General features: G+C 69.8%; 15 protein-coding genes and 1 other RNA gene. 6 read left to right on the forward strand and 10 right to left on the reverse strand.

The annotated features are described in order from the left end of the window. Positions 1-24 precede the first annotated feature (24 nt). Positions 25-1,125, forward strand: a complete 1,101-nt coding sequence (locus tag ACLJRL_RS11060; RefSeq protein WP_026467102.1) for a UDP-N-acetylglucosamine 2-epimerase — start codon at positions 25-27, stop codon at positions 1,123-1,125. 80 nt (positions 1,126-1,205) lie between these two features. Here ACLJRL_RS11060 and recR read toward each other — a convergent pair whose 3' ends face one another. Further along, positions 1,206-1,802 carry a recombination mediator RecR gene (recR, locus tag ACLJRL_RS11065; RefSeq protein ID WP_410655994.1) on the reverse strand — a complete coding sequence of 199 codons (597 nt, stop codon included), beginning with the start codon at positions 1,800-1,802 and terminating at the stop codon, positions 1,206-1,208. 1 nt (position 1,803) lies between these two features. Further along, positions 1,804-2,160 (reverse strand): YbaB/EbfC family nucleoid-associated protein, encoded by a 357-nt coding sequence (locus ACLJRL_RS11070; protein ID WP_007035126.1) that lies wholly within the window; start codon positions 2,158-2,160, stop codon positions 1,804-1,806. 68 nt (positions 2,161-2,228) lie between these two features. Here ACLJRL_RS11070 and ACLJRL_RS11075 point away from each other — a divergent pair, with 68 nt between their 5' ends. Beyond that, on the forward strand, positions 2,229-3,083 hold the full coding sequence (locus ACLJRL_RS11075; RefSeq protein WP_410655995.1) for an N-acetylmuramoyl-L-alanine amidase: 855 nt from the start codon (positions 2,229-2,231) through the stop codon (positions 3,081-3,083). A gap of 5 nt (positions 3,084-3,088) precedes the next feature. Here ACLJRL_RS11075 and ACLJRL_RS11080 read toward each other — a convergent pair whose 3' ends face one another. Genes ACLJRL_RS11080 through ACLJRL_RS11090 form a run of 3 tightly spaced genes read right to left on the reverse strand, consistent with a single transcriptional unit; the run spans position 3,089 to position 5,747 of the window. Further along, positions 3,089-4,678 (reverse strand): helix-turn-helix domain-containing protein, encoded by a 1,590-nt coding sequence (locus tag ACLJRL_RS11080; protein WP_410655996.1) that lies wholly within the window; start codon positions 4,676-4,678, stop codon positions 3,089-3,091. Between the two features lie 58 nt (positions 4,679-4,736). Beyond that, the gene (locus tag ACLJRL_RS11085; RefSeq protein WP_410655997.1) at positions 4,737-5,345 is read right to left on the reverse strand and encodes a M23 family metallopeptidase; all 609 of its coding nucleotides are present in this window, start codon (positions 5,343-5,345) and stop codon (positions 4,737-4,739) included. A gap of 21 nt (positions 5,346-5,366) precedes the next feature. Beyond that, complete coding sequence (locus ACLJRL_RS11090; protein ID WP_410655998.1) at positions 5,367-5,747, reverse strand: hypothetical protein; 381 nt, start codon at positions 5,745-5,747, stop codon at positions 5,367-5,369. A 273-nt stretch (positions 5,748-6,020) separates the two neighbouring features. On the opposite strand from ACLJRL_RS11090, the gene ACLJRL_RS11095 reads away from it, so the two are divergent. Together ACLJRL_RS11095 and ACLJRL_RS11100 are read left to right on the forward strand one after the other, a co-directional pair. Further along, positions 6,021-7,001: an ArsR/SmtB family transcription factor gene (locus tag ACLJRL_RS11095; RefSeq protein ID WP_410655999.1), complete on the forward strand. Its 981-nt coding sequence runs from the start codon at positions 6,021-6,023 to the stop codon at positions 6,999-7,001. Next, positions 6,998-7,762, forward strand: coding sequence for an endonuclease/exonuclease/phosphatase family protein (locus ACLJRL_RS11100; RefSeq protein ID WP_410656000.1), 765 nt, complete (start codon positions 6,998-7,000; stop codon positions 7,760-7,762). The genes ACLJRL_RS11095 and ACLJRL_RS11100 overlap by 4 nt, the downstream gene beginning before the upstream one ends. An 89-nt stretch (positions 7,763-7,851) precedes the next feature. On the opposite strand, the gene ACLJRL_RS11105 is transcribed toward ACLJRL_RS11100, so the two are convergent. Continuing rightward, a complete protein-coding gene (locus ACLJRL_RS11105) occupies positions 7,852-9,882 on the reverse strand; it encodes a DNA polymerase III subunit gamma and tau (RefSeq protein WP_410656001.1) in 2,031 nt (676 codons plus the stop codon). A 31-nt stretch (positions 9,883-9,913) separates the two neighbouring features. Between ACLJRL_RS11105 and ACLJRL_RS11110 the strand changes: the two genes are divergently transcribed. Continuing rightward, positions 9,914-10,771 carry a spermidine synthase gene (locus ACLJRL_RS11110; protein ID WP_410656002.1) on the forward strand — a complete coding sequence of 286 codons (858 nt, stop codon included), beginning with the start codon at positions 9,914-9,916 and terminating at the stop codon, positions 10,769-10,771. A gap of 87 nt (positions 10,772-10,858) precedes the next feature. Here ACLJRL_RS11110 and ffs read toward each other — a convergent pair. After that, positions 10,859-10,953, reverse strand: an RNA gene (gene ffs, locus ACLJRL_RS11115) — signal recognition particle sRNA small type. A 57-nt stretch (positions 10,954-11,010) separates the two neighbouring features. Here ffs and ACLJRL_RS11120 point away from each other — a divergent pair. Continuing rightward, on the forward strand, positions 11,011-11,904 hold the full coding sequence (locus ACLJRL_RS11120) for a serine/threonine dehydratase (RefSeq protein ID WP_410656173.1): 894 nt from the start codon (positions 11,011-11,013) through the stop codon (positions 11,902-11,904). A gap of 1 nt (position 11,905) precedes the next feature. On the opposite strand, the gene ACLJRL_RS11125 is transcribed toward ACLJRL_RS11120, so the two are convergent. The 3 genes from ACLJRL_RS11125 to ACLJRL_RS11135 all read right to left on the reverse strand — a co-directional run bounded on the left by ACLJRL_RS11125 (position 11,906) and on the right by ACLJRL_RS11135 (position 14,701). Continuing rightward, positions 11,906-13,378, reverse strand: coding sequence for a sensor histidine kinase (locus ACLJRL_RS11125; RefSeq protein ID WP_410656003.1), 1,473 nt, complete (start codon positions 13,376-13,378; stop codon positions 11,906-11,908). Then, complete coding sequence (locus ACLJRL_RS11130) at positions 13,356-14,105, reverse strand: response regulator transcription factor (protein ID WP_410656004.1); 750 nt, start codon at positions 14,103-14,105, stop codon at positions 13,356-13,358. The genes ACLJRL_RS11125 and ACLJRL_RS11130 overlap by 23 nt, the downstream gene beginning before the upstream one ends. Positions 14,106-14,170: 65 nt before the next feature. Beyond that, the gene (locus ACLJRL_RS11135) at positions 14,171-14,701 is read right to left on the reverse strand and encodes a hypothetical protein (RefSeq protein ID WP_410656005.1); all 531 of its coding nucleotides are present in this window, start codon (positions 14,699-14,701) and stop codon (positions 14,171-14,173) included. Positions 14,702-14,730 lie beyond the last annotated feature (29 nt).

The raw sequence follows: 14,730 nt of genomic DNA on the forward strand, positions 1-14,730 counted from the left end.
GTCCCCCGACAGAATGGCTCTCCGGTGATTTCCTTCATTCTCGGCACCACGGCGGAACTGATCAAAATCGCGCCGGTCTACCACGGCATCCTCGAGCGGGGTGTCCGGCCGAAGATCTGGTTCACCGCCCAGCACGTCGACGAGGTCTCCGACGTGCTCGCCGACCTGAACCTCCCGGAGCCCGACGTCTGGCTGGTCCCGAAGGAGAAGGCGCACAACCTGGAGTCGCCCGCGCAGGTGCCGGGCTGGGCCGCGCAGGTACTGCGCACCGCGTGGAGCCGCCGCGCCGAGCTGAAGGCCGCACTGGTCGAGGACGGCCGCCCGCCGCTGGTGCTGGTGCACGGCGACACCTTCACCACGCCGTACGGCTCGCTCATCGGGAAGCGGATCCTCAAGTCGCGGGTCGGGCACGTCGAGGCGGGGGCGCGGTCGGGCAGCATCATGTCGCCGCTGCCGGAGGAACTGAACCGGAAGATCGCCGCGAAGATCGTCGACATGCACTTCGCGCCGAGCGCACGTGAGGTGAACAACCTCCGCAACGCCCGCGGCGTCGTCGTCGACACCGAGGCGAACACCGCGATCGACGCGATGCGGCTGGCCATCAACGGGCCGCTCGACATCGAGGGGCTGCCGGAGAAGTTCGGCCTCGCCACCCTGCACCGCTTCGAGCTGGTCTCGCGCGCGGACAAGTACCGCGAGGCGCTGGAGATCCTGCGCGAGCAGAGCAAGCAGATGCCGATCCTCTACATGGCCGGCGCGCCCGAGCGCGAGAAGATCCGCGCACTGGGCCTGGCGAACCTCTTCGACGAGAAGAACTTCATCATCCAGCCGAAGATGCGGTACCTGAAGTTCCTGCCGCTGGTCGCGCGCGCCGAATACGTCGTCACCGACTCGGGTGGCCTGTCCGCCGAGTGCTACTACCTCGGCCTGCCGTGCGCCGTGCACCGCGAGCGCACCGAGACTCCGCAGCACCTCGGCGAGACCGTCGTGCTGACCGAGATGCGCGGGGACAAGCTGCAGAACTTCCTCGACACCTACCAGAACCGCCGCGGCGAGTCCTGGGTCGAGAAGTTCCACCCGTCGGAGATCATCGTCGACACCCTGGCGCGCCTCGGCTACTGCTGAGGTTCCCGGCCACGGCGTGCTATGAACGACTCGTTACTTGCAAATTTTGCAAGTAACGAGTCGTTCATAGCATCCGGAACCTAGAGAACCCGCCGGCCCGAGAGTGCCCGGCCCAGCGTGAGCTCGTCCGCGAACTCCAGGTCCCCGCCCATCGGCAGCCCCGACGCGAGCCGGGTCACCGACAGGCCGGGGAAGTCGCGAAGCATCCGGACGAGGTACGTCGCGGTCGCCTCGCCCTCGGTGTTCGGGTCGGTCGCGATGATGATCTCGCTGATCTCCGCGCCACCGATCCGCGCGAGCAGTTCCCGCATCCGCAGCTGCTCGGGGCCGATGCCGGACAACGGGTCCAGCGCACCGCCGAGCACGTGGTACCGGCCCTTGAACTCGCGCGTCCGCTCGACGGCGAGGACGTCCTTGGGCTCCTCGACCACGCAGATGACCGTGAGGTCGCGGCGGGTGTCGCGGCAGATCCGGCAGGTCTCCTGCTCGGAGACGTTGCCGCAGATCTCGCAGAACTGCACGCCTTCCTTGACCTTGCCGAGTACTTCCTGCAAGCGCGAAATATCCGCGGGATCCGCCGCCAGCAAATGGAAGGCGATCCGCTGCGCGCTTTTGGGACCGACGCCGGGCAGTCGCCCGAGCTCGTCGATCAGGTCCTGGACGACACCCTCGTACAAGCTAGCCGCCGAGCCCGGGGAAGCCGCCGAGATCCGGCATCCCGCCGCCGAGGCCACCCGCGAGGGGGCCCAGCTTCTGTTCGGTGAGCTTCTGCGCGTTGGCCGAAGCGTCCCGCACGGCCGCGACGACCAGGTCGGACAGGGTCTCGACGTCGTCGGGGTCGACCACCTTGGGGTCGATGGACAAAGACTTGAGCTGGCTGTCACCGGACACGGTCGCGGTGACCAGGCCACCGCCGGAGGTGCCGGTCACCTCCGTGTTGGCCAGCTCTTCCTGGGCCTCGACCAGCTTCTGCTGCATCTGCTGGGCCTGCTGCATGATCTGCGACAGGTCGAAGCCGCCACCGGGTTGCACCATGATCCGATCGGTCCTCTCCTGGAAAATCCTGTGCCGCCTACCAGCCTAGCCGTCACTCGTATGGCACCGTGGTCGCCGTGCGACGACGGCTGAGCCTCCTGGTGGCGATCGGATTGGTGCTGTTCACGGCCTGTGGCGTGGACACCCCCGCGCCAGAGCCGCGGAATCCGCCCGCGCCGCCCTCCCTTTCCTCCCCTTCGGCGAGTTCCGCGCCGAGCACGCCACCGTCGAGTGCCCCGAAGCCCCCGCCTTCGACGCAGCAGCCGCCGAAGGCCGGCAAGGTCGTGGTGCTCGATCCCGGGCACAACGGCGGCAACTCCGGCAATCCCGGGGAGATCAACCGCAAGGTGCCCGCGGGCCGCGGCAAGACTAAACCGTGCAACACCACCGGAACGTCGACGAATTCCGGCTATCCCGAGCACGCGTTCACCTTCGACGTCGCCCAGCGGGTCGCCGAAGCGTTGAGCGCCAAGGGGGTCCGGGTCGTGCTCACCCGGCAGAACGACAGCGGGATCGGGCCGTGCGTCGACGAACGCGCCGCGATCGGGAACGAGGCAGGCGCGGACGCCGTCGTGTCGATCCACGCCGACGGCTCGAATTCCGCCGGGTCCAACGGATTCCACGTCGCCTACTCGGCTCCGCCGCTGAACGCGCAGCAGGGCGCGCCCTCGACGAAATTGGCGACGACGTTGCGGGACGGCCTCCGCGCCGGGGGTTTCACGACGGCGAACTACATCGGCTCGAACGGGCTCGCGCCGCGGGCCGACCTCGCCGGGCTCAACCTCTCGACCCGGCCTGCCGCGCTCGTCGAATGCGGCAACATGCGCAACTCCGGCGAGGCGGCCGCGATGGCCAGCGCAGAAGGCCGTCAGCGCTACGCCGCCGTCATCGCGAAGGCCATCGAGGACTACCTCGCGGGCTGAGGCTCTTAAGCCCGCAACAACACCGGCGTCCCGGTGATCTCGAGGGCACCGGCGTCGACACGGGTGCCGTCGAGGCGCTCGGCGGGCGCTGGCGAGGCGAGGCGGGCGGTGCCTTCGTGGGTCCAGAGGATCCGGAACCTCTCGCCTTCCCGCTCGAATTCGCACTGCCACAGGTTCTCCGGCAGACCGGCCTGCGTTCCCTGGCGGCACGAGCTGATCCGCGCATCGGCGAGCCACTGGCCGAGCCGTTCGACGAACGCGGCCGCTTTCGTCGGCGGGCCGCCGACCGGTTGCACCACGATCGGCACTCGCGCGCCACCCCAGCTGTAGAAGTACATCCGCTGGTAGCGGGCGTAGAGACCGGTCAGATAGAACCGGGCCGCGTAGTCGGCGGCGAGGTCCGGAGCGACCGGCGGCTGGTACGGGGTTTCGAAATCGGTGCCGGTGCTCCACACGTTCGCGTGCCCGCCGGCCCGGTGGAAGACCTGTTCGATCTCGTCGGCGGTGGCGAGCATGGTCTCGGGCGGGTCGGCCGCGCGCCTGGCGTGCAGTTTCACGGCCGCCGCGTCACAGCTTTCGTAGCCCCGCAGTTCGCCGAACCGTTCGAGAATCCGGCGGTAGGCGGGTTCGGCCAGATGTCCCATCGACGGGCAGGCGACCAGGGCCTCGGGATCACCGGCCTTGATGATCCCGCTCGCCCGCCGGGTCATCTCCACCAGGCGCTCGACCGGGCCGTTGAAGAACTTCGGGTGGTTGGCCATGTCCCACAGTTCGTACGCCTCGATACGACCGCGGTAGCGCTCGACCACCCTCCCGACGAACCTGTCCCACTCCGCCAGATCGTCGGGAGGCGCGGCCTTCGAGCCGTCCGAATAGGCCGTCGGCGGCCCGCCCGGGCTGGCCCAGCCGGGAGTGCCACCGAAGACGAACAGCACCGGGAATCCCGCCTTGCCCGCGCCTTCGACCAACCCGTCGAGGGTCGACCACTCGAACCGCCCCCGCTCCGGTTCGATGTTCTGCCAACGAGTGCGTGAATCCCACAACCGGACGGAGCCGACGCCGAACGTGGGCATCAGGCCGGTCGCGCTGTTCACCGTCATTCCGAACAGTTCCGCCGCGACCGGACCCGGCCGGACCGTCCACATCGGAGCCTGGATCCGCCGCGACGACGGGGCTTCGGCGCTCACCACGGGCAAGGCGCTCGCGCCGACCAGCGTGACCAGGGCCAAGGTGGCGAGCAACGGCCACCATCGCGTCCGTGGGGCCGCGGCGATGACCGGTTCCCGCTCGGGAAGCGGCGCCGGGGCCTGCCCGGGCACGGAAGGCGCGGACGTGGCGGCGTCACCGCGTGCCACGTCCGCGCGTTCCCACAACCGGTAGAGCCTCGACAGATCGTCACGGTCGGCACCGCAGACCGTCGCGATCCGTTCCAGCGGCCCGAAAGCGGCCGGAACGCTGCCACCGGTGCAATAGCGGTGCACCGTCGAGCGGCTCAAATGGGCCTTGGCGCCGATCCGTTCGTAGCTGTAGCCGCTACTCCGTTTCAGCTCCTCGAGCGTCTCCGCCAAGGCCTTGTCGTGTTCTCCCCCTGCCATATGTGCCCTCCCCGGCCCCGATAATCCCATGGGGCGCAAGAGAGGGCGTCTCACCGGGTCAGCCGCAGCCGTCCTGACTGCCGACGTTGTGGCTGTACAGCTTCCACGTCTTGCCCGACCCGGTGTACTTGGTGCCGTTGAAGTGGGCGGCCTTGCGCTGCGAGCCCTCATAACCCCACGTGGCGGTCGTGCCGGTGGAGTAGTTCTGCTCGTAGTGCAGGTGCGGCCGTCCGTTCGAGGTCTCGCCGGTATGCCCGACGGCCCCGATCTTCTTGCCCTGCTGGATCTTGTCGCCCTTCTTCACCGAGCGGTACTTGAGGTGGATGTAGGTGGTGAACCAGTTCCCGCTGTGCCGGACCTGGATGATGTTCCCCGCTCCCTCGGGATTGCTGTAGGACTGGACCACCGTCCCCGCCGCGGAAGCGCGGACCCACAGGCCCTCGGTCTCGCCGATCGGCAGATGGGTGATGTCCAGCGCCGGGTCGTGGCCGCCGTCCCAGGTGTCCACCCGCACGTGGGTCTTACAGGTGAAGGGCAACTGGAACTTCGGCTTGGCCGCCTGTATCTCCGCCTCGCTCACGGCGACGTCCGGTGCGGCCGTCGCCGTGCCTCCCCCGAGTGCCAGCGCCGTCAGCACGGCGGCCAGCAAGGTCACTTTCCCTCGCATGTCCTCCCCCTCCCGGCAGTGCTACCGAGCGCACTTCTCGTTGGAGCCGCCGTCGTCGAGCTTGGCCGAGTAGAACCAGCCGTTCTGGTTCGTGCCGTCGACCCTGCCGTGCGTCCAGCTGGCCCATTCGCAGTGGTACTGGATGTGCTTGCCCTTCTTGATCGTGCCGAACGTGCCGCAGTTCGTGCCCGGGCCGGGGCGCCTCGCCGCGTCCTCCGCCAGCGTGCCGCTGCCGGAGTCGTAGTTGTGGTGCTCCGCGTCGCAGGTCCCGCCCATCACCGAGATCCCCGCCGGAGTGAAGGACGGCGCCGTGTCGGCCACGCTCGTCCCGCCGAACGCCAGTACCGCGGTGACCGGCAAGGCCGTGATCGCACCGACCCGCTTCATGATTACCGATTTCATCGTCTCCCCTTCGATTCTTCCGGCGCCTCCGGGCGTTCCCGGGTGGCCTGAGAAGCGTCATCGATGGGCGAACGACGCGACATGCCTTTTCCCCGTGACGAAAACCCGCGTGCCTCCGGGCAGCACACCGGCATCCCAGGCGGCTACGTCTCCGCAGGTCAGGGTCGGGATCTCATCCCAGCGTCCCGGATCGAGCCGAACCGCTTGCTCCGTCGTACCAAGGGCGTTTGGGTTGCCCCGGGGAATGGACTGCCGTTCTGAGGGGGACGAGGCATGACTTTGCGCATGGTCTTCGACCGGGATGATCTCCAACGGATCCGGGTCGCCGAAACACCGGACCCGATGTGGGAACTGGTCCTGAGTTCGCACCGGCTGAGAGAGCACCGGACGTCGCACTGGCGGCAGCGGGTCCAGCTGAGCACACGCCAGGACGAACACTCGGCGCGAGCACTGAAGACGTTGTTCACGCTGGTTCCACCGAAAGGAAACTTCCCGGATTTCCTCACCCCGGCCGGCCTGCCGGGTTCACTCGAAAGCGGATGCGAAGCGGTGGCTTGCACGCCTCGTGGCCGGCTGCGCACCGAACTCCGGACCGTGTTCACCGGGGCCGCCCCACCGTGGGTGAACCGGTTCGCCGATGGCGATCGTGAGGAGGTCCATCGGGTCGTCGGCGCCCTGCGCGACGCCTACGACCTGATGATCGCGCCGGTCTGGCACAGCGTGCGCGAAACCGTCGCCATCGACCGCGCGAAACGGATCCGCACGCTTGCCGGAGAGGGAGCGGGCGCGCTGCTGGGCGGTATCCCCGGCGTTCGCGGCTGGGACGGCGACGTGCTCGAGATCGCGTATCCCACGACACGAACCGTCCGGCTCGACGGCCGGGGGCTGATCCTGGTCCCGAGCCATTTCTGCGCGGGCAGACCGGTCACGCTCATCGACCCCGCGCTGCCACCGGTGCTGATCTATCCCGCCCGGCGAGCCGCCACCCGGCACGCCGTCACCACACCCGAACTGGTGGCACTGCTCGGCCGGACCCGCGCCGAGAGCCTCGGCGCGCTGCGTGTACCGCGCACGACCAGCAAGCTGGCGTCCTGTCTCGGCACCTCGATCGGCACGGCCAGCAAACAGGCCGCCGTGCTGCGCGAGGCCGGGCTCGTCACCAGCGTCCGCCAGGGCGGCGCCATCCTGCACCACCTCACCCGCCTCGGCATGGCGCTCCTCACCGCCGATATCCACGAAGGGAACTGGACATGAAGTCGGTACTCGCAGCCGTCGCCCTGATCCTGGGCACGAGCGCACCGGCCGCCGCCGCGGCCACGAACTTCACCGTGCTGCAGCTGAACCTCTGCCGCAGCGGTGTCGCCCAGTGCTTCGACCAGGGCGGGAACAATCCGATGGCGAAGGCGGCGAGCACGATCGTTTCGGCGAACCCGGCGGTCGTGACGATCAACGAGGCCTGCTCGTCGGAGACGACGAAGCTGGTCAACGACGTGAAGGCGCAATCCGGCCGGGTGTACACGCTGGTCCGGCAGGCCGTCGGGAAGCGGGTGGACGGCCAGACCAAACCGCTGCTGTGCACCGGCGGCCGGGGCGAGTACAGCATCGCGGTGCTGGCCAGACAGGACCTCGGCGCGGTGAAGGCGCGCGAAGGCGGGTACTACGGGCCGCAGGACGGCGGGTCCGAACAGCGGGCCTACCTGTGCGCGAAGTTCGGCACGGTCAACGCGTGCACCACGCACCTTTCGACGAAACGGCCCGCCGTCGAGCAGCAGTGCCAGGATCTGAAGGCGCTGCTGGCGAAGTACGGCTCGGGGACCGTGTTCGGCGGAGACCTGAACCTGCGCTACCCCGGGGATCCGAGCGCGCAGGCGTGCGTGCCGCCGGGCTCGTTCCGGAAGGGCGACGGCAGCGTCCAGCACATCATCGCCGGCGGCGCCTTCGGCTTCGGAAGCTCCGGCAAGACCACGATCCCGGGCACGGACCACCCAGCCTGGCGCGTCACCCTGACCCGCTGACCCTGCTGACCGGCTGCGTTTAGTCCTCTGGTTGCGGTAGTTGCGCGTGCAAGGACCGCAACTAGAGGACGAAACGCGGGAGGTCGGGGTCAGCGCTCTTCGAGCGGGCGCGCGTTGAGGTGGTCGGTGAGCAGTTTCCGGGCGATCTCTTCCGGGTCCTTCTCGGGCGGGAGAGGCGGAGGCGGCGGAGCGGGGCTCGCGTCCTCGGAGTACAGCTCTTCGTCGTCCTCGACCGGTTCGGGCGGGAGCGGGATGTCGGGTTCGGCGGTCGCCACCTTCGGCCGCTGAGGCTCCGGCTTGGGCGGCGGCGCCGAGGGCGCCGCACCAGGTGTCTCGGCGGAGCGGCGGGTGAACGACCGCTCGGGCGCGGACGGCGCCGCGGCCTTGGGCGCGGCGGCCTGCCGGACCGACGCGGCGGCACCGTGGACGCACCGCACCTGCCAGTCGCCGCCGAAGACCTCCTTGAAGGCGGCGGCGACGCGTTCGGCGTTGTGCGGCTCGGAAATCCTGCGCGCCAACGGTTCCGCGTTGTGCGTGAGCGTGACGGCATGGCCTTCGACGCTCGCCACGCTCGCCTGCGTGAGCATCGACGCGGTCACCGTTCCGCCAGGGGCCTTGCGGATCGCGGCCAGCACGTGCGGCCAGCGGCCGCGGATCCCGTCCGTGTCCTCCTCGCCCGAGGACGCCGCCGCCGGGGCCGGGGCGGGGGGTCGCTGGGGGGCGGGCCGTTCGACGGCGGGCTCGGGCCGCGCGGCCGGCTGGGGAGCCGGTGCGGACGACTGTGCGGGTTCGGGTGCGGTGGCCGGTCGTCGCGACGGCCGCTGGAACTCGCGGCCGGCTTCGCCCGGCGCGGCGGCGGCCGGAGCGGGAGCAGGGGCCGAGACGGCCGGTGCGGCGGCGACGGGAGCGGCGGGAGCGGCCTGGACCGCCGGGACGGCTTGGGCGGCGGGGGCCGGTGCGGCGGCGGCGCGACGCTCAAGTCGTTCCAGACGGGCCAACAGCGCGTCGGTGCCCTCGGCGACCGACGGCAGCAGCATCCGCGCGGTCAGCAGTTCCAGCACCAGCCGCGGCGAGGTCGCGCCCCGCATCTCCAGAAGTCCATTGTGGACGATGTCGGCGTACCGCGAGAGCGTGGCGGGCTCCAGTCTCCCCGCCTGCTCCTTCATCTTCTTGAGCTCTTCCTCCGGCGCGGACACCAGACTGCGCTCGCCCGCGTCCGGCACCGAGCGCAGCAGCACCAGGTCCCGCAGGCGGTCGAGCAGGTCGGTGGCGAACCGGCGCGGGTCGTGCCCGGCCTCGGCGAGCTGCTCGACGGTGCTGAACACGGCGGCCGCGTCGTCGTCGGCCAGCGCGTCGACCATGCCGTCGATGAGCGCGACGTCGGTGACGCCCAGCAGGGACACCGCGCGCGGGTAGTCGACGCCGTCCGGCCCGGCACCCGCCAGCAGCTGGTCGAGCACCGACTGCGTGTCCCGCGCCGAACCGCCGCCCGCGCGGATGACCAGCGGATACACCGCGGGCTCGACCTGCGCGCCCTCGGCGGCGACGTTGCGTTCGAGCAGGTCCCGCATCGCGCTGGGCGGGATCAGCCGGAAGGGGTAGTGGTGCGTCCGCGACCGGATGGTGGGCAGCACCTTGTCCGGTTCGGTGGTCGCGAAAATGAAGATCAGGTGCTCGGGCGGCTCTTCCACGATCTTCAGCAGGGCGTTGAAGCCCTGCGTGGTGACCATGTGCGCCTCGTCGATGATGAACACGCGATAGCGCGAGTCGGCCGGGGCGTAGAAGGCCCTGTCCCGCAGCTCACGGGCGTCGTCGACACCACCGTGGCTGGCCGCGTCGAGTTCGGTGACGTCGACGCTGCCGGGGCCCTCGGGGGCGAGGTTCCGGCACGAGTTGCACTCGCCGCACGGATCCGGCGTCGGGCCCTTGGCGCAGTTCAGGGAGCGCGCCATGATCCGCGCACTCGACGTCTTGCCGCAACCGCGAGGGCCGGAGAAGAGGTAGGCGTGGTTGATGCGCCCGGCCGCGAGCGCGATACGCAGGGGATCGGTCACATGCTCCTGACCGACGACCTCGGCGAAGGTAGCCGGACGGTACTTTCGGTACAGCGCTAATGCCACGGGCGCGAGACTACCGGGAAGGGCCGACAGGGTGAGACCAGCACCGACACCAGCACCGACAGCAGCACCGACAGCGGGCCGGTATCCGGTCCGGTTCGGCACCGCCGAACTCCAGCGCGACGCCGACCGCCCGAACGCCTGGACGATCTCCGTCGACGGCGTCGCCCAGTCGCACGTCGACCTCGACGACCCCACGGATCTCGAGTTCGACTACATCCGCCGGATCGGCGACGTCATCGACTGCCTCGCCGAAGGCCCGCTCGACGCACTTCACGTCGGCGGCGCGGCCTGCACGCTCCCCCGCTACCTCGCGGCGACCCGCCCGGGCTCACGTCAACTGATCTTCGACGCCGACGGCGAACTGGTCACTCTGGTCCGCGAGCAACTGGGCCTCAAGGGCCTGAAAGTCCGCGTCGGCGACGGCCGCGAAGGTGTCTCCGCCAGGTACGACGACTCCGCCGACCTAGTGATCGTCGACGCCTTCGAACGCGGAGTCCTGGCAGGCGGACTGGCCACCACCGAATTCACCACCGAGATCGCACGAGTCCTGCGACCGGCCGGAACCTACATCGCCAACATCTCCGACGGCCCCAACCTGCCCTTCCTAAGGCGGTTCCTCGCCACCCTGGCCACGTCGTTCCCCCACGTAGCCCTCCTAGCCGAACCAGGCGTCCTACGAGGCCGCCGCTTCGGCAACATCGTCGTCACCGCCGCACGCCAAGAACTCCCCGTAACCGCCCTAACCCGACGAGCAGCCTCAGCCACCTACCCAGCCCGCTGCGTAGCGAACGAGGACCTGCTCCAACTACAAGGAAACGCAAAACCCATCACAGACGCCGAAGCCTTACCGTCACCGATCCCACCAAAAGACGTCTTCGGAATCTTTTAAACAGCCACGCGGTCACCCAGGCGACCAACGGTGGGGGTCCGGGGGGCGAAGCCCCACCGGCCGGGCGTGGGGTTGGACCCCACAAAATTCAGGGGACCCCGCGCACCCGTCAGAGCTTGCTTATCCTTGCTGCCTTCCGGCCCTGGGGAGGTTCACAAGATGGACGCCGCGCGGGGTCCGAGGACCAGTGTAGTCACTACCGCCCGGCGGTGGAGGACAGTGGGGGTATGAGTACTTCGATCACCGCTCCGACCTGGGAAGACGTCTGCGAAGCCGTGGCCGCCGTTCGCCCTTTCGTGCGACGGACGCCGTTGCTGCGCGTCGAGGTCGACGGGCGTCCGCTGGTCCTGAAGCTGGAGCATCTGCAGCGGAGCGGGTCGTTCAAGCTGCGGGGCGCGGTGAACGCGCTGGTGAGCAGGCCGTTGCCGGAGCGGGTGCTGACCGCGTCCGGCGGTAACCACGGGCTGGGCGTGGCGACGGCGGCTTCGCTGTTGGATCTGCCGGCGACCGTGTACGTGCCTGAGTCGGCTCCGCAGGCGAAGGCGGCACGAATCGAAGCCGCCGGCGCGAAGCTGATCCGCCATGGAGCGACCTACGCCGAGGCGGCCGCGAAGGCGCTCGAAGCGGCGACAGAGCCGGGTACGCGGTACCTGCACGCGTACGACGATCCCGCCGTCGTCGCCGGTCAGGGCACTGTGGCGGCGGAGATCGTGGAGGACGCGCCGGACGTCGACGCGATCCTGGTGGCGGTCGGCGGTGGCGGGCTGGTCGCCGGGACGTCGCTGGCCGGGTTGCCGACGTTCGCCGTCGAACCGGAGCGGTGCCGCGCGCTCAACGCCGCGCTGGCGGCGGGCGAACCGGTGGACGTCGAGATCGACTCCGTGGCCGCCTCCGCGCTGGGCGCGACCAGGACCGGGAGCGTCCCGTTCGAGATTCTCCGGTCGTCGCGGGTGACGTCCGTGCTGGTCAGCGACGCCGAACTGCTCGCCGCGCGGGACCGGCTCTGGGAAGAGTTCCGGCTCGCCGTGGAACCGGCGGCCGCCGTCCCGTTCGCCGCCTGGCTGGCCGGGCGGACCGAAGGCGACCTGCCGTGCGTAATCCTGTGCGGCGCGAACAGCGAGTGGACGCCCTGACTCACCCCGCCCGGAAGCGCACCTGGAACTCGGTCAGGCCCGGACGGCTGCTCACGCCGACGTGACCGCCGTGCGCGGCGACCACGGCCGCGACGATGGCCAGGCCGAGGCCGGTGCTGCCCGCCGCCCGTGACCGCGAATCGTCGCCGCGGGCGAACCGTTCGAAGACGTCCGGGAGGATCGCGGGCGAAATCCCGGGGCCTCCGTCGACAATGGACAGTGTCACCACTTGGTCCACTATGGACAGTGAGGTGGTGACCTCGGTACCCGCCGGGGTGTGCGTGCGCGCGTTGCCCAGCAGGTTGATCACCACCTGGTGCAGCTGATCGCCGTCACCGCGCACGATGATCGGCTCGGGCGGGACCTCCAGGCGCCACTTGTGCTCCGGTCCGGCCACGTGCGCGTCGGCGACGGCGTCCGCGACGAGCCGGGAGAGGTCGACCTGCTCGTGCACCACGGGGCGACCCGAATCGAGCCGCGCGAGCAGCAGCAGATCCTCGACCAGGCCGGTCATCCGCGTCGATTCCGACTCCACCCGGCCCATCGCGAAGGCGATGTCCGGCGGCACCTCGGACCCGGATCGCCGGGTCAGCTCGGCGTAACCGCGGATGGCCGCGAGCGGGGTCCGCAGTTCGTGGCTGGCGTCGGCGACGAACCGCCGCACCCGGCTTTCACTGGCTTGCCGCGCGGAAAGCGCTTCGGAGATGTGGCCGAGCATGCGGTTGAGCGCGAACCCGACCTTGCCGACCTCGGTCCGCGGGTCGGTGTCCACTTCGGACACTCGTTCGGACAGTGCGACCTCACCGCGGTCCAGCGGCAGTTCGGCGACCCTGGTCGCGGTGGCGGCCAGGCGGTCGAGGGGTTTCATGGTGCGCCGGACGGTCATCGCGCCGACCGCGCCCGCGAGCACGATGCCGCCGATGGCGACACCGCCGAAGATGAGACCCAGGTTCCACAATGTTTCCGAGACGTCCTTTGTGGGCAGTCCGGTGATCGCGACCCCGCCGCCGGGTGTCGTCTTCGCCACCAAGCGGTATTCCCCGAGCGCCGGACCGAGGTCCACACTGCTCGGCTTGTCGCTCAGCCCCGACTTCAACAGGGTGGTGATCTGGGTGTGCGTGATCTCGTCGTGCGGGAACGGGTCGGTGACCTTGGCGTCGTAGCTGGACCGCAGCACCGCCGCGAGCACGCGCCCGTCCGGGAACACGTTCACGAACAGCGATCCGGTGCTCTGCCCGTACGCGCGCAACCCGTCCGGAACCCGGTCCCCGCCGGGACGTCCGGGCTGCGGACGGCCGGCGCGTTCACTGGTCTCGGCGATCCGCGCGTCGAGCTGGTCCATCAGGAAGTCCCGCAACGCCAGCTGGGTCACCACGCCCACCACCAGGCAGACGAGCGCGAGCAGCCCCGCGACCTGCGCGATCAGCCGTCGTCGCAGCGACCACGGCCGCCTAGCCCGCGGGCTTGAGGACATACCCGGCACCGCGCATCGTGTGGATCATCGGTTCCCTGTCGGCGTCGATCTTCTTGCGGAGGTAGGAAATGTACAGCTCGACGATGTTGGCCTGGCCGCCGAAGTCGTAGCTCCAGACGCGGTCGAGGATCTGTGCCTTCGACAGCACGCGCTTCGGATTGCGCATGAGGTAGCGCAGCAGTTCGAACTCGGTCGCCGTCAGCGGCACCAGATCGCCGCCGCGGTGGACCTCGCGGCTGTCCTCGTCCAGCGTGAGATCGCCGACGACCAGCGCCGAACCGCTCTGCCCGCTGACCCCGCCCGCGCGGCGCAACAGCGCGCGCAACCGCAGCGCGACCTCCTCCAGGCTGAACGGTTTGGTGACGTAGTCGTCGCCGCCCGCGGTGAGCCCGGCGATACGGTCTTCCACCGCGTCCTTGGCGGTCAGGAACAGCACCGGCAGGTTCGGCGCCTCGGATCGCATGCGGCGCAGCACTTCCAGGCCGTTCATATCCGGCAGCATGACGTCCAGCACCACCGCGTCCGGCCGGAATTCGCGCGAGACGCGGACGGCCTCGGTGCCGTCACCGGCCGTGCGGATGTCCCAGCCCTCCATGCGCAAGGCCATCGACACGAGTTCGGACAAGGTCGACTCGTCGTCGACGACCAGCACCCGCACGGGGCTGCCGTCGGCACGGCGCAGGCCCGCCTTCGCGGAACCGGACGAAGGGACGTTCACACTGGTCATGGTGCCATCCTGAGCGGCCCCGTTGAGGCTTCCCTGTGTCCCGCCTGTGCGTTTCCTGTGAACGATCACCCGGCCGTGGCCGGTTCGGCGAACGGGCGCAACCGCTCGACCAGTGCGGCGGGATCCGGTGACGGCAGCACCGAGTCCGGGATCTGTTCGGGACGCCGGTTCATCCACTCCGGACAGGTGTAGACGGTGCCGGGCAGCTCGAACGTGCCGACGAGCTCGGCCGTCGCCGCCTCGTAGACCCGGTAGGTGAAGGTGGTGGCGAGCACCGGCGACGTGCTGAAGAGGGCGTTGCGGCATCTGCCGATCTCGGCGCCGTCACCGACTCCGTGGCGGTACTGGCAGACGATCAGCTGGATCCCCGGTTCGGTTCCGCGCGCCGCCCGCCAGCCGTCGGGCAGGCCGCCGATCCCGCCGGTCACGTCCTCCATGTCGCCGTCGATCCGGAGGTCGTCGGTCTGCTTCGGCTCACGCTGGAAGACGTCGAAGACGAGCAGCGGATGCGGGGCACCGCTCGCCCACCCACACCGGGCATCGTGCCCGATCCCGGGCGGGACGGGTCCCCGGAGAAGGTCACAGCATGTGCCCACCGCCGGCACAGCTTCCGCACAGCGACGGC

It is taken from the genome of Amycolatopsis sp. lyj-112, assembly GCF_046549055.1.
Taxonomy (GTDB): Bacteria; Actinomycetota; Actinomycetes; order Mycobacteriales; family Pseudonocardiaceae; genus Amycolatopsis.